This is a genomic window from Caulobacter segnis (genome assembly GCF_003243465.1).
Taxonomy (GTDB): Bacteria; Pseudomonadota; Alphaproteobacteria; order Caulobacterales; family Caulobacteraceae; genus Caulobacter; species Caulobacter segnis_A.
Genome location: NZ_QFQZ01000077.1, coordinates 1 through 23,780 on the forward strand (window position 1 = coordinate 1; position 23,780 = coordinate 23,780).

The 23,780-nt window shown below is 68.8% G+C and carries 21 protein-coding genes and 2 pseudogenes; 18 read left to right on the forward strand and 5 right to left on the reverse strand.

What is annotated here, in order from left to right:
* The 4 genes and pseudogenes from dnaK to DI526_RS18895 all read left to right on the forward strand — a co-directional run.
* Nucleotides 1-236: pseudogene (gene dnaK, locus DI526_RS18880) on the forward strand (molecular chaperone DnaK); the annotation flags it as partial.
* A gap of 162 nt (nt 237-398) precedes the next feature.
* A complete protein-coding gene (gene dnaJ, locus DI526_RS18885) occupies nt 399-1,556 on the forward strand; it encodes a molecular chaperone DnaJ (protein WP_304281163.1) in 1,158 nt (385 codons plus the stop codon).
* 102 nt (nt 1,557-1,658) lie between these two features.
* On the forward strand, nt 1,659-4,364 hold the full coding sequence (mutS, locus tag DI526_RS18890) for a DNA mismatch repair protein MutS (protein WP_304281165.1): 2,706 nt from the start codon (nt 1,659-1,661) through the stop codon (nt 4,362-4,364).
* Nucleotides 4,365-4,385: 21 nt separating this feature from the next.
* Complete coding sequence (locus DI526_RS18895; RefSeq protein ID WP_304281167.1) at nt 4,386-7,208, forward strand: [protein-PII] uridylyltransferase; 2,823 nt, start codon at nt 4,386-4,388, stop codon at nt 7,206-7,208.
* 4 nt (nt 7,209-7,212) lie between these two features.
* On the opposite strand, the gene DI526_RS18900 is transcribed toward DI526_RS18895, so the two are convergent.
* Nucleotides 7,213-7,821 carry a DsbA family protein gene (locus DI526_RS18900; RefSeq protein ID WP_304281169.1) on the reverse strand — a complete coding sequence of 203 codons (609 nt, stop codon included), beginning with the start codon at nt 7,819-7,821 and terminating at the stop codon, nt 7,213-7,215.
* Between the two features lie 118 nt (nt 7,822-7,939).
* Between DI526_RS18900 and murJ the strand changes: the two genes are divergently transcribed.
* The 3 genes from murJ to trpS all read left to right on the forward strand — a co-directional run bounded on the left by murJ (nt 7,940) and on the right by trpS (nt 10,782).
* Nucleotides 7,940-9,571 carry a murein biosynthesis integral membrane protein MurJ gene (gene murJ, locus DI526_RS18905; protein WP_304281170.1) on the forward strand — a complete coding sequence of 544 codons (1,632 nt, stop codon included), beginning with the start codon at nt 7,940-7,942 and terminating at the stop codon, nt 9,569-9,571.
* Between the two features lie 32 nt (nt 9,572-9,603).
* Nucleotides 9,604-9,651 carry a hypothetical protein gene (locus tag DI526_RS18910; RefSeq protein ID WP_193852715.1) on the forward strand — a complete coding sequence of 16 codons (48 nt, stop codon included), beginning with the start codon at nt 9,604-9,606 and terminating at the stop codon, nt 9,649-9,651.
* Nucleotides 9,652-9,747: 96 nt separating this feature from the next.
* Nucleotides 9,748-10,782: a tryptophan--tRNA ligase gene (gene trpS, locus DI526_RS18915; protein ID WP_304281172.1), complete on the forward strand. Its 1,035-nt coding sequence runs from the start codon at nt 9,748-9,750 to the stop codon at nt 10,780-10,782.
* Between the two features lie 56 nt (nt 10,783-10,838).
* On the opposite strand, the pseudogene DI526_RS18920 reads toward trpS, so the two are convergent.
* Both DI526_RS18920 and DI526_RS18925 read right to left on the reverse strand, forming a co-directional pair.
* Nucleotides 10,839-10,916: pseudogene (locus DI526_RS18920) on the reverse strand (hypothetical protein); the annotation flags it as partial.
* A gap of 4 nt (nt 10,917-10,920) precedes the next feature.
* Nucleotides 10,921-12,189 (reverse strand): cytochrome P450, encoded by a 1,269-nt coding sequence (locus DI526_RS18925; protein ID WP_304281174.1) that lies wholly within the window; start codon nt 12,187-12,189, stop codon nt 10,921-10,923.
* Between the two features lie 120 nt (nt 12,190-12,309).
* On the opposite strand from DI526_RS18925, the gene DI526_RS18930 reads away from it, so the two are divergent.
* Entirely contained in the window at nt 12,310-12,882 is a 573-nt protein-coding gene (locus tag DI526_RS18930; RefSeq protein ID WP_304281176.1) for a NifU family protein, read from the forward strand.
* A 60-nt stretch (nt 12,883-12,942) separates the two neighbouring features.
* Here DI526_RS18930 and DI526_RS18935 read toward each other — a convergent pair whose 3' ends face one another.
* Together DI526_RS18935 and DI526_RS18940 are read right to left on the reverse strand one after the other, a co-directional pair.
* Nucleotides 12,943-14,928: a TonB-dependent siderophore receptor gene (locus DI526_RS18935; protein WP_304281178.1), complete on the reverse strand. Its 1,986-nt coding sequence runs from the start codon at nt 14,926-14,928 to the stop codon at nt 12,943-12,945.
* Between the two features lie 22 nt (nt 14,929-14,950).
* Entirely contained in the window at nt 14,951-15,469 is a 519-nt protein-coding gene (locus tag DI526_RS18940; protein ID WP_304281180.1) for a hypothetical protein, read from the reverse strand.
* Nucleotides 15,470-15,700: 231 nt separating this feature from the next.
* Here DI526_RS18940 and DI526_RS18945 point away from each other — a divergent pair, with 231 nt between their 5' ends.
* From DI526_RS18945 to lnt, 10 genes are all read left to right on the forward strand, one after another.
* Entirely contained in the window at nt 15,701-16,291 is a 591-nt protein-coding gene (locus DI526_RS18945; RefSeq protein WP_304281182.1) for a malonic semialdehyde reductase, read from the forward strand.
* 106 nt (nt 16,292-16,397) lie between these two features.
* The gene (locus DI526_RS18950; RefSeq protein WP_304281184.1) at nt 16,398-17,027 is read left to right on the forward strand and encodes a DUF1131 family protein; all 630 of its coding nucleotides are present in this window, start codon (nt 16,398-16,400) and stop codon (nt 17,025-17,027) included.
* Between the two features lie 3 nt (nt 17,028-17,030).
* Nucleotides 17,031-17,666, forward strand: coding sequence for a tRNA (adenosine(37)-N6)-threonylcarbamoyltransferase complex dimerization subunit type 1 TsaB (gene tsaB / locus DI526_RS18955; protein ID WP_304281185.1), 636 nt, complete (start codon nt 17,031-17,033; stop codon nt 17,664-17,666).
* 3 nt (nt 17,667-17,669) lie between these two features.
* Nucleotides 17,670-18,122, forward strand: coding sequence for a ribosomal protein S18-alanine N-acetyltransferase (gene rimI / locus DI526_RS18960; protein ID WP_304281187.1), 453 nt, complete (start codon nt 17,670-17,672; stop codon nt 18,120-18,122).
* 44 nt (nt 18,123-18,166) lie between these two features.
* Nucleotides 18,167-18,574: a Fur family transcriptional regulator gene (locus DI526_RS18965; protein ID WP_013077224.1), complete on the forward strand. Its 408-nt coding sequence runs from the start codon at nt 18,167-18,169 to the stop codon at nt 18,572-18,574.
* Nucleotides 18,575-18,739: 165 nt separating this feature from the next.
* Nucleotides 18,740-20,086: a tRNA (N6-isopentenyl adenosine(37)-C2)-methylthiotransferase MiaB gene (miaB, locus tag DI526_RS18970; protein ID WP_304281189.1), complete on the forward strand. Its 1,347-nt coding sequence runs from the start codon at nt 18,740-18,742 to the stop codon at nt 20,084-20,086.
* Nucleotides 20,083-21,027, forward strand: a complete 945-nt coding sequence (locus DI526_RS18975; RefSeq protein ID WP_304281191.1) for a PhoH family protein — start codon at nt 20,083-20,085, stop codon at nt 21,025-21,027. The genes miaB and DI526_RS18975 overlap by 4 nt, the downstream gene beginning before the upstream one ends.
* A 31-nt stretch (nt 21,028-21,058) precedes the next feature.
* The gene (gene ybeY / locus DI526_RS18980) at nt 21,059-21,514 is read left to right on the forward strand and encodes an rRNA maturation RNase YbeY (protein ID WP_304281197.1); all 456 of its coding nucleotides are present in this window, start codon (nt 21,059-21,061) and stop codon (nt 21,512-21,514) included.
* An 8-nt stretch (nt 21,515-21,522) separates the two neighbouring features.
* A complete protein-coding gene (locus DI526_RS18985; protein WP_304281193.1) occupies nt 21,523-22,443 on the forward strand; it encodes a hemolysin family protein in 921 nt (306 codons plus the stop codon).
* Nucleotides 22,440-23,780, forward strand: a 1,341-nt coding sequence (gene lnt / locus DI526_RS18990) for an apolipoprotein N-acyltransferase (RefSeq protein WP_304281195.1), incomplete at its 3' end; no start/stop codon positions are given. The genes DI526_RS18985 and lnt, both read left to right, overlap by 4 nt.

Sequence of the window (23,780 nt, forward strand, 5' to 3'; positions counted from 1 at the left end):
CCGAGAAGACTGCGATCGAGACCGGCCTGACCGACCTGAAGTCGGCCCTGGAAGGCGAGGACGTCGAGGCCATCCAGGCCAAGACCCAAGCCCTGATCCAGGCCTCGATGAAGCTGGGCGAAGCCATGTACGCCGCCCAGCAAGGTTCGGCCGAGGGCGGTGAGTCCGCGGCCGCGGACGACGGCGTCGTCGACGCCGAGTTCGAAGAAGTCGACGACAACAAGCCGGCGGCCTAAGCTGGCCATGAGCGCGCCGCGGAACATTCGCCTAACGATCGTTCCGCGGCCGCGACCTTCTGTCTCGGGCCCTGACAGCGCCTTGCGCCGGGTCCCGGGTCATCCCACCTCTTCCTTCATCAACGCCACTTTCGTGGGCCTTTTGGGCGCCAGACGCTGACGATGCGCGACTATTACGAAATTCTCGGCGTGACCCGGACCATCGACGAGGCTGGTCTGAAGTCCGCGTTCCGCAAGCTGGCGATGGAACACCACCCGGACCGCAACGGCGGCTGCGAGAACGCGGCCGGGCGGTTCAAGGAAATCAACGAAGCCTATTCGGTCCTGTCGGACCCCCAGAAGCGTGCGGCCTATGACCGCTTCGGCCATGCCGGCGTCAATGGTCCGCAGGGCGGTCCGGGCGGGTTCGGCGGCCAGGGCTTCGACGCCAGCGACATTTTCAACGACGTCTTCGGCGACGTGTTCGGCGAGATGTTCGGCGGCGGCCGTCGCCAGTCGAACGGTCCCCAGCGCGGCCAGGACCTGCGCTACGATCTGGAGATCTCCCTCGAGCAGGCCTATGCGGGCGCCGAGGTCGAGATCAAGGTTCCGGCCGCCATGACCTGCGAGGTCTGCGAAGGCTCGGGCGCCAAGCCGGGCACCAATCCCACCGTCTGCGGCACCTGCGGCGGCGCCGGCCGGGTCCGCGCCACCCAGGGCTTCTTCGCCGTCGAGCGCGGCTGCCCGCGCTGCGGCGGATCGGGTCGTCTGGTGCTGGATCCCTGCCAGAACTGCAACGGCCACGGGCAGGTGCGCCGCGAGCGCATCCTGTCGGTCCGCATCCCGGCCGGTGTCGACGACGGCGCCCGGATCCGCCTGGCGGGCGAGGGCGACGCGGGCGCGCGCGGCGGTCCGCGCGGCGACCTCTACATTTTCCTGTCGGTGACGCCGCACGAGCTGTTCGAGCGCGACGGTCTGGACCTGCTCTGCACCGTCCCCGTGCCGATGACCACCGCGGCCCTGGGCGGCGAGATCGAGGCGCCCTGCCTTCTGGGCGGCGAGGCCTGCGACGGCGAGTGCAAGGTCAAGGTCCAGGTGCCCGAGGGCGCCCAGACCGGCAAGACCGTCCGCCTGAAGGGCAAGGGCATGCCGTCCCTGCGCAGCCGCCAGCGCGGCGACCTGGTGGTCGAGCTGTTCGTCGAAACTCCGACCCACCTCTCGGCGCGCCAGAAGGAGCTAATGCGCGAGCTGGCGGGCCCTTGCGGCGAAAAGCAGAACCCCAAGTCGGCCAACTTCGTCGGCAAGGCCAAGCGCTTCTGGGAAGAGGTCACGGGGAATTAACGCTTCCCCGTCGGCGTCCCTGGCTTTTGGGCCTTTCGTCCCCGGAAAACCTTAACGCCGCCCCTTAACGGGAGTCGCGACGCTCTATAGTTTCCGGGCGTCATGAACGCCCACGCCTCGCCCACAGCCGCTTCCGAGATCGACCCCACCGGCGCGACGCCGGTGATGGCCCAGTTCTTCGAGATGAAGGCGCGCCAGCCCGATGCGCTGATCTTCTTTCGCATGGGCGACTTCTACGAGCTGTTCTTCGACGACGCCTACAAGGCCGCCGCGGCCCTCGGGATCAGCCAGACGTTCCGGGGCACGCATAACGGCCAGCCGATCCCGATGGCCGGTGTGCCGCAACACGCGGCCGAGGCCTATCTCTCTAAGCTGATCCGCATGGGCTTCAAGGTCGCCGTCTGCGAGCAGATGGAGGATCCTGCCGAGGCCAAGAAGCGCGGCTCCAAGTCCGTCGTCCGCCGCGACATCGTCCGCGTGGTGACGCCTGGCACCCTGACCGAAGACGGCCTGCTGGACGCCCGGGGCGCCAACCGCCTGGCCGCCGTCGCCATGCGGGCGGGCCAGGCCGCGGTGGCCTCGGTCGAGCTCTCGACCGGCGAGGTCGAGGTCTTCGCCCTGGCCAAGGAGGCCGTCGCGCCGATCCTGGCGGCCCTGGCCCCGTCCGAGACCCTGGTCGCCGACCGCCTGCTGTCCGACGACAGCCTGTCCCAGACCCTGAAGATCTGCGGCGGCCTGGTGCAGCCGATGCCCTCGGCCCTGTCCGAGCCGCAGGCGTCGGAGACCCGCGTCAAACGCCTCTATGGCGTCGAGACCCTGGACGGCTTCGGGGGGCTGACGCCCGCCGAGGTCGGGGCCCTGGGCCTGATCGCCGCCCACCTGGAGATGACCCAGGCCGGCAAGCTGCCGGCGCTGCGGGCGCCGCGCCGAGCCGCCGACGCGGATGTGATGGCGATCGACCCCGCCACGCGCGGCAGCCTCGAGATCGACCGCACCCAGACCGGCGACCGCAACGGCTCGCTGCTGGCCGCCATCGACCGCACGGTCACCGCCGGCGGGGCGCGCATGCTGGCCTCGCGCCTGGCCCGGCCGCTGCTGGACCCCGCCGCCATCGACCAGCGCCTGGACGCCGTCGAATGGTTCGTCGAGCACCGCCAGCTGCGCCAGCGCCTCCGGGAAGTGCTGAAGGGGGCCGGCGACATGGCCCGCGCCCTGTCGCGTCTCGCCCTGGGCCGCGGCGGTCCGCGCGACCTCGGCTGCATCCGCGACACTCTGAAGGTCGGCGAGCGCTTGGCCGGCATGGCGGGCGGCTCGCCCGACCCGCTGTCGCCGCCGCCGTTCGAGCTGGAGCATGCGTTCAAGGCCCTGACGCCCGCGTTGCACGAGGGGCTGTCGCAGTTCCTGAACACGCTGGAGCAAGGCCTCGGCCCCGACCTGCCGGCGCTGGCGCGCGACGGCGGCTTCGTGGCGGCCGGCGTCCGGCCCGAGCTCGACCAGGCCCGCACCCTGCGCGACGACAGCCGCAAGGTCATCGTCGCCATGGAGGCCCAGCTGACCGCCGAGAGCGGCGTGCCGCTGAAGATCCGCCACAACGGCGTGCTCGGCTATTTCGTCGAGGCCACGGCCGGCAAGGCCGACCCGCTCTTTCAGCCCCCGCTGAACGCCACCTTCATCCACCGCCAGACCTTGGCCAACCAGGTGCGCTTCACCACGGTGGAGCTGGCCGATCTGGACGCCCGCATCGCCCAGGCCGCCGAGCGGGCGCTGGCCATGGAGGTCGCCGCCTTCGAGGACTGGCGCGAGCAGGCCCGCCTGCACGCCGACGCCATCCAGATCGCCGCCGAGGCCCTGGCCCGGATCGACGTGGCCTCGGCCCTGGCCGAATGGGCCGAGGACGCCGGCGCCGTGCGGCCGATCGTCGATGCGTCCTACGCCTTCGACGCCAAGGGCGCCCGCCACCCGGTGGTCGAGGCCGCCGTCAAGCGGGCCGGCGATCCCTATACCCCCAACGACTGCTGCCTGGACGCGTCGGGCGAGGGCGGGCCGCGCCTGTCGATCGTCACCGGTCCGAACATGGCCGGTAAGTCGACCTTCCTGCGCCAGAACGCCCTGCTGGCGATCCTGGCCCAGTCCGGTTGCTATGTGCCCGCCGCCAGCTTCCGGCTGGGCGTCGTCGACCGTCTGTTCAGCCGCGTCGGGGCCGGCGACGACCTGGCGCGCGGCCGCTCCACCTTCATGATGGAGATGGTCGAGACCGCCGCCATCCTCACGCAAGCCGGACCGCGCAGCCTGGTCATCCTGGACGAGATCGGCCGGGGCACGGCGACCTACGACGGTCTCGCCATCGCCTGGGCCTGCGCCGAGGCCCTGCACGACGTCAATCGGTGCCGCGCCCTGTTCGCCACGCATTATCACGAGCTGGCGACGCTGGAGGAGCGGATGAGCTTCGTCTCCAACCTCTCCCTGCGCGCCAAGGAGTGGAACGGCGACCTCGTCTTCCTGCACGAGGCGGTGTCGGGTCCGGCCGACCGCTCATACGGCGTGCAGGTCGCCAAGCTGGCGGGTGTGCCCATGCCGGTCGTCGCCCGCGCCCGCGAGGTGCTGGACCGCCTGGAGACCAAGGACCAGTCGCCGGCCAAGCTGGACGACCTGCCGCTGTTCGCCATGAGCCAGGCGGCGGTGCAGGCGCCCGCCAAGGCGGCGCCGAGCGCGGTCGAGACCACGCTGGAAGATCTCGATGTCGACGGCATGAGCCCGCGCGAGGCCCTGGAAGCACTTTATCGTCTTAAGGGACTGCTCAAGGCTTAAGGGCTACACCACATACCCATCATGCCCCGTCGCCTTCGCCCCACCCGCCTGGAACACGTCGTCGACGGTCACGCCCTGCGGGCGCGCCTCTCGGCCGCCGCCCTCGACTCGATCGGCAACGAGGCCGAGCAGCGGGCGCGCGCCATCGAGATCCTCAAGCAGGCCCTGTTCCGCGGCCGGATGATCGCCAAGGAGCGGCTGGAGAACGGCGCCAGCGGCGTCGAGACGGCGCGGCTGCTTTCGGGTGTCACCGACGAGGTGATCACCGCGCTGTACGACTTCACGACGGTCCACATCTTCCGGGCGCGCAACCCGACCGAGGGCGAGCGCCTGTGCCTGATGGCGGTCGGCGGCTATGGGCGCGCCACCCTGGCGCCCTTCAGCGACATCGATCTGCTGTTCCTGCGGCCCTACAAGCAGACGCCGCACGCCGAGAGCGTGATCGAGTACATGCTGTATGCGCTGTGGGACCTGGGCTTCAAGGTCGGCCACGCCTCGCGCTCGATCGAGGAATGCGTGCGGCTGTCCAAGGAAGACTACACGATCCGCACGTCGATCCTGGAGGCCCGCCGCCTGACCGGCGACGAGCGCCTGGCCGAGGATCTCAAGCGCCGGTTCCGCGACGAGGTCATGAAGGGCACCGGCGCCCAGTTCGTCGCCGCCAAGCTGAAGGAGCGCGACGACCGCCAGGCCCGGGCCGGCGCCAGCCGCTACATGGTCGAGCCCAACGTCAAGGAAGGCAAGGGCGGCCTGCGCGACCTGCACACCCTGATGTGGATCGCCGAGTACCTGCACCCGGTCGACAAGCCCGAGGACGTGTTCAAGCTTGACGTCTTCTCGGGCCGCGAGACCAAGGCCTTCATCCGCGCCTTCGACTTCCTGCACGCGGTGCGGGCCCATCTGCACTTCACGACGGGCCGGCCCGAAGAGCGGCTGACCTTCGACCTGCAGCCCGAGATCGCCCGCCGCATGGGCTATGGCGACCGGGGCGACGCGCCGGCGGTCGAGCGGTTCATGCGCCGCTACTTCCTGATCGCCAAGGAGGTCGGAGCCCTGACGCGGGCCTTCTCGGCCAAGCTGGAGGCCGAGCACTTCAAGAACGAGCCCAAGGGGATTTCGCGGTTCCTGCCGGGCGGCAAGCCCAAGCGCAAGGCGCTGGAGGTCAAGGGCTTCTTCGAGGACAACGGCCGCCTGAACATTGAGGGGCCGGAGATCTTCGAGGCCGATCCGGTCAATCTGATCCGCCTGTTCAAGATCGCCGACGAGCGCGACCTTGACCTGCACCCCGACGCCTTCACGGCCGTGACCCGCAGCCTGGCGCTGATCACCTCCAAGGTGCGCCGCGATCCCGAGGCTTGCCGGGCGTTCCTGGATCTGCTGGCGCGCGGCAAGCGCAGCTACCGCACCCTGACCCTGATGAACGACGCCGGGGTGCTGGGCCGCTTCATCCCGGAGTTCGGCCGGGTCGTCGCCCAGATGCAGTTCAACATGTACCATTCGTACACAGTGGACGAGCACACCCTGCGTGCGGTCGGCGTCATCGGCGATATCGCGGCCGGCCGCTTGGTCGCCGAGAACCCCCTGGCGGTGTCGATCATGCCGCTGATCGAGGACCGCGAGGCGCTGTTCCTGGCCATGCTGCTGCACGACACCGGCAAGGGCGGGGTCGGCGGGCAGGAGAAGGCCGGCGCGCGCTCGGCCCGCAGCGCCTGCGAGCGCCTGGGCCTGGAGCGTAGCAAGGTCGAGCTCGTCGCCTGGCTGGTCGAGAACCATCTCGTGATGAGCGACTTCGCCCAGAAGCGCGACGTCTCCGATCCCGGCACGGTGGCCGCCTTCGCGCGGATCGTCGAGAACCCCGAGCGCCTGCGCCTCTTGCTCGTCATCACCGTCGCCGATATCCGCGCCGTCGGCCCGGGTGTCTGGAACGGCTGGAAGGGCCAGCTGCTGCGCGAGCTCTACAACGCCACCGAGGCGGTGTTCCGGGGCGGGCGCGGAAGCGACGCCGCCGCCAACGTCCAGCGTCACCAGGAGGCCACGGCCGAGGCGGCGCGCGCGGCCCTGCTCGAGACTGATCCCGACGCGGGCGCCTGGGTATCGGCCATGGAGAACGCCTATTTCAGCGCCTTCTCCCAGGAGGACCTGCTGGAGCACGCCGTGCTGGCCCGGCGGGCGGCGGCCCAGGGCGGGGCTGCCGCCGAGGGGCGGGTGCGGTCAGGCCAGAATGCGGCCGAGATCGTCGTCGCGGCCAAGGACCGCCAGGGCCTGTTCGCCGATCTGGCCCTGACGATTTCGTCGCTGGGCGGCAATGTGGTCGGCGCGCGCGTCTTCACCTCGCGCCACGGCCAGGCCCTCGACGTGTTCTATGTGCAGGACGTGACCGGGGCGCCGCTGGGCTGCGAGAACGCCCGCGCCCTGCGCCGCCTGGCCGACGCCCTGGAGGCGGCCGGCAAGGGCGAGCCTCTGGTGGTCGAGCCGCGGCGGGGCGCCGAGCAGGCCCGCGCGGCGGCCTTCGCCATCGCGCCCAGCGTCACCGTCGACAACGACGCCTCGGACGACGCCACGGTGGTCGAGGCCTCGGGCCGTGACCGTCCTGGCCTGCTGCACGCCCTGGCCAAGAGCCTGGCCGACAGCGGCCTGTCGATCCAGTCGGCCCATATCGACGGCTATGGCGAGCGGGCGGTCGACGCCTTCTACGTCCAGACCGCGCAGGGCGAGAAGATCACCGAGACGCGCAAGATCAACGCCCTGAAGGCCGATCTGCTGGACGCCCTGGAGCAGAATGAGGCCAGTGCGCCTGCGGCTCGCCCGGGCCTCCGGCGAGCCCGGGCCAGCGTCGCGCGGTAGGGCCTTACTTGCCCGCCGCCTCGATGGCGGCGTCGATCTCGGCCAGCGAGTGATAACCCGGCTGCATCTTGCGGCCGTTGATCTCGAAGGTCGGAGTGGCGGTGACGTCGTGTTCGCGGGCGTTGCGTTCGACGCGCTCGTTCAGCGCCTTGAGCTGGGTCTCGTCGGTCACGCACTTGGTGAACTGGTCCTCGCTCATGCCCGAGGACTTGGCGATTTCCAGCAGGCTCTCGCGCGGGGTGTCGAACACGCCCGGCTGGCTGGCGAAGACGGCGTCGACGACCGGGAAATACTTGTCCTTGCCGGCGCAGCGCGCCAGCAGGAAGCCCGCGGAGGCGACCGTGACCTCCGCGCCTTGGCCGACCAGCATCTCGCGGAACACGTAACGCACCTTGCCGGTGTCGATATATTTGGCCTTGAAGGCCGGATAGACCTCCTTCTGCCAGGCCGCGCAGACCGGGCAGCCGACCGAGGCGTACTCGATCACGGTGATCTTGGCGTCCTTGTTCCCCAGGCTCATGTCGTCGGCCACCGCGCCGGGCGCGGAGGGCTTGTTGCAGGCCGCCAGCGAAAGACTGGCCAGGGCGGCGACGGCGAGGGCGAGACGACGCATGGGGGTTTGGACCTCTTGGTGTTGAACGGCGCCATGTGAGGGAGGATCGCGGGCGGGGTCAACTCGCCAGGTGGCCCGGACCCTTGACGCCTTGGCCCCGAACGCCCAGAAGCCGCTCGTGACCGACACCGCCGCGCCCGCCCCGCCAGAACAGTCCCAAGCGCCCAAGAAGGGCGGCCTGCTGAAGTCTTCGGCGATCTATTCGGGCCTGACCCTGGTCAGCCGGTTCATGGGCTTCGCGCGCGATCTCGCGGTCTCGTACCGCATGGGGGCCAGCGCCACGCCGGCGGCCGACGCCTACAACGCCGCCCTGGCCTTTCCGAACCTATTCCGCCGCTTCTTCGCCGAGGGCGCCTTCGCCGCGGCCTTCGTGCCGGCCTACGCCAAGTCCCTGCAGCGCGACGGCGAGGAGAAGGCCGACATCTTGGCGGCCGACGCCATGGCGACCCTGGCGGCCTCGACCATCATCATCACCGTGATCTGCCAGCTGGCGATGCCATGGCTGATGATGCTGATCAGCCCGGGCTTCGGCTGGGGCACCGAGAAGTACAAGCTGGCGGTGTTGCTGACCCAGATCACCATGCCCTATCTGCCCTGCATGGCGATCGTGGCGCACCTGTCGGGCGTGCTGAACGCCCGCGACCGCTTCATCCTGTCGGCCGGAGCGCCGATCCTGCTGAACCTCTTTACCCTGGCCTTCATCCTGCCGCAGACCACGGCGATCGGCGCGGCCCGCTGGGGCTCGATCGGGGTGGTCGTCGCCGGCGTGGCCCAAGCTTCCCTGCTGACCTGGGGCGTCAACAAGTCGGGGGCCAAGGTCCACTGGCGGCTGCCGCGCCTGACGCCGGAGGTCCGCGATCTGATCGGCAAGGCCATTCCGGGGGCGCTGGCGGCCAGCGCCACCCAGGTCAACATCTTCATCTCCGGCAACCTCGCCAGCCACGTGCCCGGCGGGCGGACCTGGCTGGCCACGGCGGACCGCCTGTACCAGTTGCCGCTGGGTCTGGTGGGCGTGGCCATTGGCGTGGCCCTGTTGCCGCGCCTGTCGCGCGCCGTGCATTCGGGCGATCGCCAGGACGCCCAGAGCGCCATGGACCAGGCCATCACCCTGGCCATGGCCCTGACCCTGCCGGCCGCGGCGGCCCTGGTCGCCATGCCGGGCTTCCTGTCGGACGGCCTCTATACGCGCGGCCAGTTCACGGCCTTCGACGCCAGCCAGACGGCCTCGGCCCTGTTCTTCTATGGCCTCGGCACCCCGGCCTTCGTGCTGCAGCAGCTCTATTCGCGGGCCTTCTTCGCCCGCGGCGACACCAAGAGCCCGATGCGTTTCGCCCTGATCTCGGTGGCGGTGAACATCGGCCTGGGCGTCATCCTGTTCAAGCTGATCGGGGTGAAGGGCATCGCCGCGGCCACCGCCGTCGCCTCGTGGACCAATGTCGGCCAGATGGCGGTCGTCCTGGCCCGCAAGGGCGAGTACGGCCCATCGGCGCAAAGCTGGTCGCGCCTGTCGCGCATCCTGCTGGCCAGCCTGGGCATGGGCGCCCTGATGGCCGCGGCCTCGCACTATCGCGACCTGATCGAGGCGCCGCTGCGCGCCCTCGGCCTGACCGGGCACGCCATCGGCGCCAAGGAGTTCGCCCTGGCCCTGACCTGCCTGGCCGGCGTGGCGGTCTATCCGCCGCTGCTGTTCCTGTTCGGCGGGGTCAAGCCGGCCGAGCTGAAGGCGGTCCTGCGGCGGGGCAAGGCTTGATCCGTGCGGGCGAGGGGGGTAACCAGCGGGCCATGGCTCCGATCGGTCTCCTCGCGCCGCGATGGCGCGGCTCCAACTGACCCTGATCTCCGCGCGCCTGTCCTCGGATTTGGCGCGCGGTCCGCGCGTTTTCGCGCTCGCCATCCTTCTCGCATTCGACAGCAAGGCTTAGAGCCATGACCGACCAAGCTCCCGTCACCTATACGGGTCCGTCCCGCGTGCTTTCGGGCGTCCAGCCCTCGGGCGCCCTGCATCTTGGCAACTATCTCGGCGCGCTGGTGAAGTTCACCCGCCTGCAGCACGAGATCGACACCTTCATCTTCGTGGCCGACCTGCACGCCATCACCGTCTGGCAGGACCCGGCGGCCCTGGCCCAGCAGACCCGCGAGATCGCGGCGGCCTACATCGCCTCGGGCCTGGATCCCGACAAGGCGACGATCTTCCCGCAATCGGCGGTGCGCGAGCACGCCGAGCTCTCCTGGATCTTCAACTGCGTCGCCCGCCTCGGCTGGCTGGACCGCATGACCCAGTTCAAGGAGAAGAGCGGCAAGCACAAGGAGCGCAGCTCGGTGGGCCTCTACACCTACCCGGTGCTGCAGGCGGCCGACATCCTGGTCTACAAGGCCACCCACGTGCCGGTGGGCGAGGACCAGAAGCAGCACCTGGAGCTGACCCGCGACATCGCCCAGAAGTTCAACCACGACTTCAACGCGCCGGGCTTCTTCCCGCTGCCCGATCCGCTGATCCAGGGCCCGGGCGCGCGGGTCATGAGCCTGCGCGATGGTTCGGCCAAGATGAGCAAGTCCGACCCGTCGGACTATTCTCGCATCAACCTGACCGACGACGCCGACGCGATCGCCGCCAAGATCAAGAAGGCCCGCACCGACCCGGAACCGCTGCCGGAAACGATCGAGGAACTGGCGGCCCGCGCCGAGGCCGACAACCTGGTCGGCATCTTCGCGGCGCTCTCCGGCAAGACCAAGGCCGAGGTGCTGGCCGACTACGCCGGCAAGGGCTTCGGGACCTTCAAGCCGGCCCTGGCCGAGCTGGCGGTCGAGAAGCTGGCGCCGGTCGGCGAGAAGATGCGCGGCCTCCTGGGCGATCCGGCGGTGCTGGACGCCATCCTGGCCAAGGGCGCGGAAAAGGCCCGCGAAGCCGCCGCCCCGACCCTGGCCGAGGTCAAGAAGCTGGTCGGCTTCTGGGGGGCGTGAGCCACCCGCCTCCAAAGCCTCAGACCCATGTCATCCCGGAAGCCTCGCAGAGGCTATCCGGGACCCAGGGGCCGGCGCACAGCGGTCGCCCCGGGGTCCCGGCTCGGCGCGCTTCGCGCTTGGCCGGGATGACAGTTTTTAAAGTCGCTCCGGAATCCGCACCATCATCCGCTCGTAGCCCTTCACGAAGGTCGAGTAGACGCGCTTGGGCTCCTCCAGCACCTCGATCTTGGGGAAGCGCTTGAGGATCTCCTCCCAGACGATGCGCAGCTGCATCTCGGCCAGGCGGTTGCCGACGCAGCGGTGGATGCCGAAGCCGAACGACAGGTGCCGACGGGCGCCGGGCCGGTCGATCAGGAACTTGTCGGCGTCCTCGATCACGGTGTCGTCGCGATTGCCCGAGACGTACCACATGACGACCTTGTCGCCCTTCTTGATGGTCTGGCCCGAGAGCTCGTAGTCCTCCAGGGCCGTGCGGCGCATGTGGGCCAGCGGGGTCTGCCAGCGGATGATCTCCGAGACCATGTTCGGGATCAGGCTGGGATCGGCGCGCAGCTTGGCCTCTTCCTGCGGGTTCTTGGACAGGGCGTAGAGGCCGCCGGTCAACGAGTTGCGGGTCGTGTCATTGCCGCCGACGATCAGCAGGATGACATTGCCCAGATACTCCATCGGCGGCATGTCACGGGTGGCCTCGCCGTGGGCCAGCATCGAGATCAGGTCGCTGCCCGGCTCGGTCTGGTTGACCCGCTCGTTCCACAGGTTGGTGAAGTAGCCGAGACACTCCAGCAGCTCGGCCCGGCGGGCCTCCTCGCTCTCGACGATGCCGCTCTCGGGCGAGGCGGTGGCGACGTCGGACCAGCGGGTCAGCTTGCGGCGCTCCTCCCAGGGGAAGTCGAACAGGGTGGCCAGCATCTGGGTGGTCAGCTCGATCGAGACCCTGTCGACCCAGTCGAACGGCTCGTCGATCGGCAGGCTGTCGAGGATGCCCTGCACCCGTTCGCGGATGATGCCTTCCAACCGGGCCAGGTTCTGCGGCGAGACGATCGGGCTGACCGTCTTGCGCTGGATGTCGTGCTTGGGCGGGTCCATGGCGATGAACATCGGCAGGACGAAGTCCTCGTCGAAGTTCCGGATGGTGATGCCGCCAAGGTGCGCGTCGGACGAGAACACCTGATGGGTCGTGTCCACCGTCATGATGTCGTTGTAGCGGGTGATCGACCAGTAGGGGCCGGTCTCCTCGTCGCCCTTGGAGTAGTGGACGGGCGCTTCCTTCCGAAGGCGCTCGAAATAGGGCCACATGGCGTCGGCCTGGAACAGGGCCGGGTCGGCCACATGGATCTCGTCCAGCGGCGTGGCGTAGGCCTTCGCTCGCGCGGCTTCTTTCAGGTCCACCGAACCGTCACTCATCGGATCCTCCCGCGGATCATTGTTTTCTGTATGACGCCAGAAAATGACGCAGGTGTCACTTTCTTTGTTGAGGCGCGCGACGGTCTTGCGTCACGAGGTCGCGAGGTCCATTTCAGGCCCATGTTCATCCAGACCGAAACCACGCCCAATCCCGAGGTGCTGAAGTTCCTGCCCGGCCGCGAAGTGTTGGGTGAGGGCGCGCGCGAGTTCCGCACGGCCGAGGAGGGCGACGCCTCGCCCCTGGCCAAGGCGCTGTTCGACCTCGGCGACGTGACGCGGGTGTTCTTCGGGCCGGATTTCCTGACGGTGACCAAGGGCGAGGAGGCCCAGTGGCCGCACCTGAAGGCGCCGATCCTGGCGGCGATCATGGACCACTTCACCAGCGGCCGGCCGCTGCTGCTGGACGCCGAGGCCCAGGGCGGCCACGACGAAGGCGATTATGACGAGGAGACCTCGCAGATCGTCGCCGAGATCAAGGAGCTGCTCGACACCCGCATCCGTCCGGCCGTGGCCCAGGACGGCGGCGACATCGTCTTCTCGCGCTTCGAGCCCCAGACGGGCGTTGTCTGGTTGCACATGCGCGGCGCCTGCTCGGGCTGCCCGTCCTCGTCGGCGACCCTGAAGTCGGGCGTCGAGAACATGCTCAAGCACTATGTGCCGGAAGTGACCCGCGTCGAGCAGACGCTTGGCTAAAAAGAAACGGCGGCGTCCCGGAAGACGCCGCCGTCGAAGGCTTTCAAGGTTTGAGAGGCCCTAGAAGGACGCCGTCACCCGGGCGAGGACGCGGCGCTCGGCCTTGACCCCGCTGGTGTACCAGACCGGGCCGGCCAGGTTTTCGCCGGTGACGCCGACGGTCAGGTGTTGGTTGATCTTGTAGGCGGCGCGGCCGTAGACCTGCTGGCGGGCCTCGAGACGCTCCCAGCGCGCGTTGGTGACGTCGTAATAGTCGCGAGCGGACAGGTAGCTCCAGTTGGCCGATAGTTCCCACGGGCCCTTGGCCCAGCCGCCGCCCACCGAGGTCTGGTGCTTGGCGTTGTTGCGCTCGTAGCGGATGATGTTGGTGTTGGCGCTGAGCAGCGGCGTGTTGTCCGAATTGATGTCCTGGAAGGCGTATTCGGCCTTCCACCACCAGGCGTCCTTGCCGCCCTTGAACGACACGTCGAAGCCCTTGGCGTCCGCGTCGCCGGCGTTACAGGCGATCGCATAGCCGGCGGGCGCCTTGGCGCAGCCCAGCTTCTTGATGTCCTTGGTCTTCTGCGCCCAGGCGGTGGTGGTCAGCGACGAGTGAAGCTTGGGCAGGCTGAGCGAATAGCCGAGCTCGACATTGTCGACGACCGTCGGCTGGATCGCGGGATTGCCCAGGTTGCCGCTTTGCGAGCCCCATTCCAGCAGGGTCGGCGATTGCAGGCCGCGGCTGGCGGCCAGGCGCAGGCTGGAGACCGGCGTCAGCTGATAGACGGCGCCGGCGTTGTAGCTGACCTTGGTGATGCGCTTGGAATAGGCGCTGTTGCCTTCCGGGAACGGCGCCGGGGAGACGCCGGGCGCGCCTTTGCGGGTGGAGTGGGCGTCGTCGACGCGCGCGGCGACGGTCAGGGCGAGCTTTGAGGTCGCCTGCCAGTTCCACATGCCCGACACCGCGTAGTTGTCGTAGTAGAAGCGCCCCGGCGCCGGCGGCGTCACCAGCTCGTTTCGCCGCCACTCGAAGGCGGCCCGCACCGTGGTGGTGGCGTTCAGCTTGCGGGTGTGGTCGACGCCAAAGACGGTGACCTGGTTGTTGCGGTAGTTGGTCGGGATCTTGTGGCGCTGCTGCATGTCGGACTTGTTCCGATACAGGCTGGCCTTGGTGAAGCCGTTCTCGCCGCTGTCCAGCGACCAGGCCGCCTTCCAGCTGGTGTCCTTCTGCACGGTCCAGCCCACCGGATCGCTGGCGTAGCGTTCGATGTCCTCGAGGTTCACGTGCGTGGCCTCGAACAGCAGCTCCTGGTGGGGCGTCAGCTGATAGCGCGCCTCGGCGGCGATCGACTGGCGCTCGGTGTCCGGCAGGTGTCCGGCGTTCTTGACGGCCTGCAGCTTCAGGGCGGTCGCTTCGACCGACGAGAACTCGTCGATCTTAGTGTCGCCCGCCGACAGGCGCATCGAGAACTTCTCGCCGATGCGGTAGTTGGCCGAGACCGAGACCTGACGATGGTTCTGCGTGCCGGCGACGATGTCGACGGTCGTCCCGGGTTCGGCGTAGCGCGCGTTCTTGGTGATGATGTTGATCACGCCCGCGGCGGCGTTGAAGCCGAACAGCGCGGTGTTCGGCCCCTTGACGACTTCCAGCTGCTGGATTTCCGACAGCTCGACGGGGATGGCGGCCCAGTTCGCGAAGCCGAAGTAGTCCATGTAGACTTGGCGGCCGTTCACCAGAACCAGAAGGCGCGGCGAGCGGCCTTCATTGAAGCCGCGCACGGCGACGTCCGCCGACATCACCGAGTTGTAGTCGGCCGTGACGCCGATCATCTGGTTCAGCAGTCCCGGCAGGTCCGAGGCGCCCGAGCGGCGGATGTCGTCGGCGCTGAGGATCGTGATGTTGACCGGCGCCTGCGAGGCGCGCTGCGGCGATCCGGTGGCCGAGGTGGTGACGGGTTCTTCGAACATCGCGGCCAGGGCGCCGTAGTCCATGGACTGGGCGAAGGCGGCGGTCGTGGTCAGGGCGGCCGCTGTCGAGACCGCCGCGAAAAGGATGTGTTTCTTCATGAAGGCGTTCCTCGCTTCGGTCTCAGACTTCGCGGATGAGCATGCGGAACGCGGCCTTGAACGCCGCGCCGACGGCCGCGGCCGTGCTCCGGTTCACGAGGATCTCGACCTTGGGATCGGCCGAGACGCTCATCGCGCAGGCGCCTGAGGTGGCGCAGGCGGGGTCCGAGCCTATCGTGATCAGCTTCTTGCCCTTGGCGGCCGCGCCGACCGCCGCGTAGGGCGCGCCGGTGGTCACATAGAGCGCGGTGACGCCCGACGCCCCGGCCACGGCCGACGCCTCGATCGGCTTGCCGGTCAGGGTCAGCTTGCCGACCGCATAGCCGCCGCCGAGCACGGCCATCACGGCGTTCTTCTCGGCGACCGAAGCGGGCTTGGACGGATCGAACACCACGCCCATCACCGCCGTTCCTTCCGGCGCGTTCTCCAGGAAAGTCAGGGCGCGCCCGGCGACCTGGACGTCCTTGGCGGGATCGGCCAGCGCCAGGCCGGGAGAGAGCAAGGCTGTTACGCAAATACAGACACGCAGAGTCTTACGCACGAAAGCCGACCTCCATTATTATACTGCAACTCTTGCAATAATGGAGCGTTCATCAAAGGTGACACGTTGTCGCGACAAGTAAATCGATCGCTGATCGCCTGAATACTATTTAAATATGTTAAGATTTATTGCTGATTTATAAATGAGCATGATCTGGATATCCCTGGATCACGCCTTGCGCCGGAGCGGTCAGCGCCTCATCTTCCGCGAACGAATTCCGTTGAGGTTTCCATGTCGCAATCCCTCCCCTCCGCCGCTCTGTCGCAACTGTTCACCGAGGCCCGAACGCGTAACGGCTGGAAGGCCGACCCGCTTCCCGAGAGCCTGCTGCGCGAACTCTATGACCTGGTGAAGTTCGGCCCGACGGCGGTGAATTCGACGCCGGCGCGTTTCGTGTTCGTGACCAGCCCGGAGGCGAAGGCCAAGCTGGCGGCGCTGTCCTCCGGCTCGAACGGCAAGAAGATCCTCCAGGCGCCCGCGACCGTGATCGTCGGCTACGACCTCGATTTCCCTGAGACCCTCGACACCCTGTTCCCGCACGCGCCGGGGGCCAAGGACTGGTTCGGCGACGCGGCGGGCCGCGAGGCGACCGCGTTCCGCAACAGCTCGCTGCAAGGCGGCTACTTCCTCCTCGCCGCCCGGGCGCTGGGCCTGGACACCGGTCCGATGTCGGGCTTCGACAACGCCGCCGTCGACGCCGAGTTCTTCGCGGGCACGAACATCAAGAGCAATTTCATCGTCTCGATCGGCTACGGCACGGATGAGGGCCTGTTCCCGCGCGGTCCGCGCCTGAGCTTCGAGCAGGCGGCGAAGATCGTCTAGCCGCAGATGCGGCGTCATCCCGGTCATACCCGGCCTTGAGCGGCGGTATGGCCGGGATGACACGCTTGTTTTGTGCATGTGACGCACATTGGCTAGAAGGAGGGTCATGACCCTCCGTGCTGTTTATCTCGCCCTGCCCCTCGTGCTGCTGGCCGCCTGCGGGCCCGCCAAGAAGAGCCAGGACGCTCCGGCGTCCGAAGTCCAGGGGCCGGTGGCGGTCGCGGTCGCCCCCTATGCCGGCGGGCCCTTGAGTATGACCAAGGACGGTGTGGGGCCGATCAGCCAGGCGACCGCCTTCGACCTGCCGACGCTGAAGGCCCTGTTTCCCAAGGCCAAGGTCGAGCAGGCCTTCCTGCATTTCGGCGAGGGGCCGGCCCAGCCGATCATCAATGTCGAGCAGGACAACACCCCGTTACTCGAGATCGGCAAGACCGATGAAGCCCAGATCGCCTATGTGGCGGCCTCGGGAGGCGATATCCGCGGGCCGAAGGGCGAGCAATTGCTGGCCAAGTGGGCCGATCTCGGCTTCACGGTCGACCAATGCCGCGCCGGCGAAGGTCGCGAGGTCAACCAGGTGATCTGTGTTCGTCCCGAGGCGACGACCGTCTCCTACGTGTTCGGCGTTCCCGGCTGGACCAAGGGCGGCGTGCCGCCCGAGGCCGTGCTGAAGGCCAAGGGCCAGCTGAACGCCCTGGTCTGGCGGCCCGCCGAGGGCGCGGCGGTCGGCGCGGCCTGAGCCATGATCCTCTCGATCGACACCTGCCTTGGCGCCAGTTCGGTCGCCATCGTTGCGGGCGACCATGTGCTGGCCGCCCGCAGCGAGCCCATGACGCGTGGCCACCAGGAACGGATCGGCGTGATCGCGCGCGAGGCCGCCGCTGAAGCGGGCGTGGCGTTCACCGCCTTGGAACGGATCGGCGTCACCGTCGGTCCGGGCTCGTTCACCGGCCTGCGGGTGGGCCTCGCCTTCGCCAAGGGCCTGGCGACGGCGCTGTCCATCCCCTGCGTCGGCGTCACCACGCTGGAGGCGATGGCCCATGGCGTCGAAGGCTTCGTCGCCGCCGTGCTCGATGCGCGGATGGAGCAGGTCTACATCCAGGTCTTCGCGGGCGGCGTGGCCCTCATGGCGCCCGATGCGCTCAGCGTCGGCGAAGCGGCCGCGCGACTGGCCGAGCTCTATTCGGGCGGCCCGGCGACGTTGATCGGCTCGGGCGCGCCCTTGCTCGCCGATGCGCTGAGCGGGGCAAAGGTGCTGACCCCGGCCGCGCCGGATCCCGTCGCTATCGCCAGGCTGGCGGCCTCGCGGCCCGCGCCGACCCATTCGCCCCGGCCGCTCTATCTGCGCGCGCCCTACGCCACCCTGCCGGCAGCCTGAGCGATGAACCTGCGTCCTGTCGGGGCCGAGGCCTCGTTCGATCTCGCCGACCTGCACGACAAGGCCTTCGACCGGCCCTGGACGGCGCTGGAGTTCGAAGAGCTGCTGAAATCGCCGGGCGTCTTCGCGGTGCTGGGCGAGGCGGGCGAACCGGCGGAGGCCAAGGGCTTCATCCTGTGCCGCTCGATCGCCGGCGAGGCGGAGATCCTGACCATCGCGGTCGACCCCGCCGCGCGCCGTCGCGGCTGGGGCGCGGCCCTGGTCGAGGTCGCCGCCGGCGTCGCCGCTGAAACGGGCGCCGAGGCTGTTTTCCTGGAGGTGGCGGTCGACAACGCCGCCGCCATCGCTCTCTATCAGAGCACCCGTTTCGCCAAGGTCGGGCTGCGGAAGGGCTATTATCCCCATCCCGATGGCGCCAAGGACGCGGTGGTCATGCGGCGAGCGCTTAACACTTAAGGGCTGATTGCCTATCTTGCGCCGACTCAGACGGAGGCTCCGCCTTGGATCGACTTGAAAAGGCCTGCATCGAAAAGGGCATGCGCATGACGGACCAGCGCCGCGTGATCGCGCGCGTGCTGTCGTCGGCCGAGGATCATCCGGATGTCGAGGAGCTGCACCGCCGCGCCCACGCCATCGATCCGCACATCTCGATCGCCACGGTCTATCGCACCGTGCGCCTGTTCGAGGAGAGCGGCATCATCGAGCGCCACGACTTCCGTGACGGCCGTTCGCGCTACGAAGAGACCCCGACCCACCACCACGACCATCTGATCGACATGAAGACCGGCAAGGTCGTCGAGTTCGTGGACGAGGAGATCGAGGCCCTGCAGAACGCCATCGCCCGCAAGCTCGGCTACAAGCTGGTGGATCACCGGCTCGAGCTCTACGGGGTGCCGCTGGAGGAGTAAGGGGGCTACTGGCCCCCACCTGACCGCTACGCGGTCGTCTGCCCCCAAAGGTAGCGGAAGGTGGTCCTTCTTCCCCCTCTGGGGGAGGAGCGCGTAGCGCGGAGGGGGCAAGTGTGACCTTGCCGCCCTTGCACAGGGGCGTACTCGACCCCATAACCTCGCCGGATGAGCGAGACCCCGCAAAAGCGCCTCTTTATCAAGACGTACGGCTGTCAGATGAACGTCTATGACAGCGAGCGTATGGCCGACGTCCTGCGCCCGCTGGGCTATGGCGTCGTGGACGATCCCGAAGGCGCGGACCTGGTGGTGCTGAACACCTGCCACATCCGCGAGAAGGCCACCGAGAAGGTCTATTCCGAACTCGGCTACATCAAGCAGATGAAGGACCGGAAGGCGCAGGCCGGGGGTCGCATGACCATCGCCGTGGCCGGCTGTGTCGCCCAGGCCGAGGGCAAGGAGATCATGCATCGCCAGAAGGCGGTCGATCTGGTCGTCGGTCCCCAGGCCTATCACCAGCTGCCCGAGCTGATCGCCCGCGCCCACCGCGCGACCGGCGAGCGCCTGGCCGCCGACTTCGCCGCCGACGAAAAGTTCGACGCCTTGCCGGCCGAACGCCACGTGACCGGCGTCACGGCGTTCCTGACCGTGCAGGAAGGCTGCGACAAGTTCTGCACCTTTTGCGTGGTGCCCTACACCCGCGGCGGCGAGTGGTCGCGGCCGGTGAACGACATCGTGGAAGAAGCCAAGCGCCTGGCCGGCGCCGGCGTGCGCGAGGTCACCCTGCTGGGCCAGAACGTCAACGCCTATGACGGCGATGGCTCCACCTTGGCCAAGCTGGTTCGCCAGCTGGCCAAGATCGATGGCCTGGACCGCATCCGCTACACGACCAGCCACCCGCGCGACATGGGGGAGGACCTGATCGAGGCTCACGGCGAGCTGCCGGAGCTGATGCCCTATCTGCACCTGCCGGTGCAGGCGGGCAGCGACAAGATTCTCAAGGCCATGAACCGCGACCACACGGCTGAGAGCTATGTCCGGCTGATCGAGCGGATCCGCGCCGCGCGTCCCGACATCGCCATGAGCGGCGACTTCATCGTCGGCTTCCCCGGGGAGCGGGACGGCGACTTCGAGAAGACCCTGGACCTGGTCCGCGAGGTCGGCTTCGCCAGCGCCTTCTCGTTCAAATATTCGCGCCGTCCGGGCACGCCGGCCTCGGCCATGCCCGGCCAGGTCGAGGAAGAGGTCAAGGCCGAGCGCCTGGAGCGCCTGAACCAGCTGCTGGACGAGCAGCAGCGCGCCTTCAACGCCGCCCAGGTCGGCAAGGTGCTGCCGGTGCTGTTCGAAAAACCCGGCCGCCACGCCGGCCAGGTCGTGGGCCGCAGCCCCTATCTGCAGGCCGTCCATTGCGAGGGCGGCGAACAATTGATCGGGAAGATCGTTCCCGTCCGTATCGAGAGCGCCGCCAAGATGAGCTTGGGCGGGGCGCTCGAACCTGTCCTGGAGACCGCTTGAGCCGCACGCCTGAGTTCCTGCCGCTTTCGGATGACGCCGTCCACGCCGTCTCCGGTCCTTCCGGCCGTCACGCCGCCCTGATCGAGGACGCCTTCAAGGTGTTGATCGAGACGCCCGGCGGCGGCGTCACCATCACCGGCGACGCGCGCGGCCGCACCGGCGCGAAGCGGGTGCTTGAGGCCCTGGCCCAGCGCGCCGACGCGGGCGAGGAAGTGGTCGAGGCGGACGTTCGGATCGCGCTGGGCGCGGCGCACCACGCGGGCGGCCAGGCCTCTCCGCGGCAGGTCCGCAAGGGCAATGTCTCGCCCAAGACCAAGGGTCAGGCCCGCTACATGGAGGCCATGGCCAGCCATCCGCTGAGCTTTGGCCTGGGCCCCGCCGGCACCGGCAAGACCTTCCTGGCCGTCGCCCATGGCGCGGGCATGCTGCTGCGCGGCGAGGTCGACCGGCTGATCGTCACCCGCCCCGCCGTCGAGGCCGGCGAAAAGCTGGGCTTCCTGCCCGGCGACCTGAACGAGAAGGTCGATCCCTACATGGCCCCGGTCTGGGAGGCCCTGACCGATATCATGGGCGCGGACCAGCTGCGCCGCCGTCGGGAAAAGCTGGAGATCGAGGTCGCCCCGATCGCCTTCATGCGCGGCCGCACGCTGAGCCACGCCTTCGTCATCGTCGACGAGGCGCAGAACTGCTCGCGGCTGCAGATGAAGATGGTGCTGACGCGTCTGGGCGAAGGCGCGCGGATGGTGGTCACCGGCGACCCGACCCAGGTTGATTTGCTGAACCCTCGGGATTCGGGCCTCGCGCACGCCGTCTCGATCCTGGAAGGGGTCGAGGGCGTCGCGGTTTCGCGCTTCACCTCGGCCGACGTCGTGCGCCACCCGCTCGTCGAGCGGATCGTAAAGGCCTATGACGCGGACGCGGCCCAAAACACTCCGAGATGATACACCGCGCTAAATGACCATCACCGTAGATATCGAGATCGAGGACGAGGCCTGGACCAAGTCGGCGGAGGACGCCGAGGCCCTGGTCTGGCGCGCCGCCCAGGCCGTGCTGGACGCGCACGAGGACATCGACGGGCAGGGCATCGTGATCCTGCTGACCGACGACGACAGCGTGCAGGCCCTGAACCGCGACTTCCGCCACAAGGACTATGCGACCAACGTCCTGTCCTTCCCGTCTCCGCCCAACCCCGAAGGCCAGATCGGCGACATCGCCCTGGCCTATGGCGTTTGCGCCCGTGAGGCGGCCGAGCAGGGCAAGCCGCTGGCCCACCACCTGCAACATCTGGTGGCGCATGGCGTGCTACATCTCCTAGGATACGATCACGAGAGCGACGACGAGGCGGAAGCCATGGAGGCGCTCGAACGCGAGATCCTGGCGGGGCTGGATGTTCCCGACCCCTACGCCAGTGACGAAGAGGGACGCTGACCAGGGCCATGCCCAGCGACGAGCCTAGTCAACAGCCCGCCGCGCCGGCGCGAAGAAGCCGGGGCGTGCGGGCGTTCCTGAGACGTATGCGCAGGCGGTTGACCGCTGGCGGCGCCGAGCCGCCGCGTCCGCCCGAGCCGCCGCCCCAGAGCGGCGAGGTCGATATCGTCGACCAGGCGACGGCTTTCCAGACCCTGCGCGTAGCCGATGTGATGACCCCGCGCGCCGACATCGTGGCCGTCGAGCTTTCCACGCCGTTCGATGCGCTGGTCGCCCAGTTCGTCGAGGCGGGGCACTCGCGAATGCCGATCTATCGCGAGACGCTGGACGATCCCGTCGGCGTCATCCACGTCAAGGACGTGTTCCGGCTGATGGCCGAGGACCAGAAGCGTCCGAACGCCGGCGACTTCGTCCTGAACAAGCTGCGCCGTGAGGCGTTGTACGTACCCGCCTCGATGAAGGCCGCCGATCTCCTGCTGCGCATGCGCACCAGCCGGATCCACATGGCCCTGGTCATCGACGAGTTCGGCGGGACGGACGGCGTGGTGACGATGGAAGACCTGATCGAGGCTGTGGTCGGCGACATTGACGATGAGCATGACGACGCCGCGGCGGCGTCGATCGTGGCGCGTCCGGGTGGCGTCTACGACGCAGACGCCCGCGCGCCGCTCGAGGAATTGGAAGCCGCCCTCGGCCGCGAATTGGCGCCCGAGGACATGGAAGAGGACATCGACACGGTCGCGGGGCTCGTCGTCGCCCTGGCCGGTCGCGTACCGCAACGCGGCGAGGTGATCGCCCATCCCGACGGCTACGAGTTCGAGGTGGTCGAGGCCGACCCGCGCCGGGTGCGCCGGGTGCGGGTGCGCGGCGGCCCCACGCCGCCTGCCGAGACCGCGCGGACAGTCGCCGAGGACGTCGGCGCCTCGTGATCGGCTGGAGCCGCTTGCGCCAGCGCGCCTGGAGCGGGCCGCTGCTGGCCCTGGCCGCCGGTCTCGCCGCGGCCCTGGCCCATCCGCCCTTCGGCGTGCTGCCCGGCCTGCTGGGCTACGCCCTGCTGCTGCATCTGCTGGACACGGCGGTCGAGGCAAGGCCTCTGCGGTCGGCCTTCTGGCGGGGCTGGCTGGCCGGCGTCGGCTATTTCGGGCTGGGCACCTGGTGGATCGGCGAGGCCTTCATGGTCGACGCCGCCAACCAGGGCTGGATGGCGCCGTTCGCCGTCGCCGCCATGGCCGCTGGCCTGGCGCTGTTCTGGGGCCTGGCGGGACTCGTCTACCGCCTCGCGCGTCCGGCCGGCGCCTGGCGGGTGCTGACCTTCGCCGGCGCCTTCGCGGCGCTGGAATGGGCGCGGGGCCATGTCCTGACCGGTTTTCCCTGGAACCTGCCGGGCGAGACCTGGCGCGCCGGTTCGGCGCCGTCCCAGGCGGCGGCGCTGGTGGGGGCTTACGGCCTGACGTGGATCACCCTGGCCATCGCCGCCGCGCCGGCGGTCTGGCGCGAGGGGCGTGGCGGGCGGCTCGCCCTGGCCTGCGCGGCGGTGGGACTGGGGGGGCTTTACGGCTACGGCGCCTGGGCCCTGCACAGGCCTGTGCTCCAGGAGCCGCCGATCTCGGTGCGCATCGTCCAGGCCGACATCCAGCAGGACGCCAAGTGGGACGCCGCCCGCTTCGCCCAGATCTTGCGGGCCTATACCTCCCTGACCGCCAAGCCCTATGCGGGCCGACCTACGGACTTGGTGATCTGGCCGGAGGGCGCGCTGCCCGCCGCGATCAACGACTATCTGGCCCCGGGGACCTGGGTGCGCCAGGCGATCCTCGACAGCGTCCAGCCGGGCCAGACCCTGCTGATCGGCGGCTATCGCTACGAAGGACCGATCGACAGGCCGGTCTACTACAACAGCCTGATCGCCCTGCGCCGCACGGCGACCGACCTCGAGCTCGTCGGCGTCTACGACAAGCACCGCCTCGTCCCCTTCGGCGAATATCTGCCCGCCGAGGCTTTCCTGACCCGGATCGGGTTCAAGAGTCTGGCCCATCTGGGCGACGGCTTCGCCACCGGCCCCCGCCCGGCGCCCCTGCGGGTGACGCCGACCCTGCTGGTCCAGCCGCTGATCTGCTACGAGAGCCTGTTTCCCGGCCTGGCCCGGTCAGATCGTGACGTTCGGGCGCTGATCAACATCTCCAACGACGCGTGGTTCGGCGTCACGTCCGGCCCGCTTCAGCACCTGAATCTGGCCAGCTATCGCGCGATCGAGCGCTCCACGCCTCTT

Bases quoted from the DNA above. Each gene is read 5' to 3' on its own strand.
- DI526_RS18985 (WP_304281193.1), top strand. From the start codon at position 21,523: ATGCCCAGCGACGAGCCTAGTCAACAGCCCGCCGCGCCGGCGCGAAGA.
- DI526_RS18925 (WP_304281174.1), bottom strand. From the start codon at position 12,189: ATGAGTGACGGTTCGGTGGACCTGAAAGAAGCCGCGCGAGCGAAGGCC.
- DI526_RS18930 (WP_304281176.1), top strand. From the start codon at position 12,310: ATGTTCATCCAGACCGAAACCACGCCCAATCCCGAGGTGCTGAAGTTC.
- mutS (WP_304281165.1), top strand. From the start codon at position 1,659: ATGAACGCCCACGCCTCGCCCACAGCCGCTTCCGAGATCGACCCCACC.
- trpS (WP_304281172.1), top strand. From the start codon at position 9,748: ATGACCGACCAAGCTCCCGTCACCTATACGGGTCCGTCCCGCGTGCTT.
- DI526_RS18895 (WP_304281167.1), top strand. From the start codon at position 4,386: ATGCCCCGTCGCCTTCGCCCCACCCGCCTGGAACACGTCGTCGACGGT.
- DI526_RS18935 (WP_304281178.1), bottom strand. From the start codon at position 14,928: ATGAAGAAACACATCCTTTTCGCGGCGGTCTCGACAGCGGCCGCCCTG.
- DI526_RS18945 (WP_304281182.1), top strand. From the start codon at position 15,701: ATGTCGCAATCCCTCCCCTCCGCCGCTCTGTCGCAACTGTTCACCGAG.
- miaB (WP_304281189.1), top strand. From the start codon at position 18,740: ATGAGCGAGACCCCGCAAAAGCGCCTCTTTATCAAGACGTACGGCTGT.
- dnaJ (WP_304281163.1), top strand. From the start codon at position 399: ATGCGCGACTATTACGAAATTCTCGGCGTGACCCGGACCATCGACGAG.
- tsaB (WP_304281185.1), top strand. From the start codon at position 17,031: ATGATCCTCTCGATCGACACCTGCCTTGGCGCCAGTTCGGTCGCCATC.
- rimI (WP_304281187.1), top strand. From the start codon at position 17,670: ATGAACCTGCGTCCTGTCGGGGCCGAGGCCTCGTTCGATCTCGCCGAC.
- DI526_RS18900 (WP_304281169.1), bottom strand. From the start codon at position 7,821: ATGCGTCGTCTCGCCCTCGCCGTCGCCGCCCTGGCCAGTCTTTCGCTG.
- DI526_RS18950 (WP_304281184.1), top strand. From the start codon at position 16,398: ATGACCCTCCGTGCTGTTTATCTCGCCCTGCCCCTCGTGCTGCTGGCC.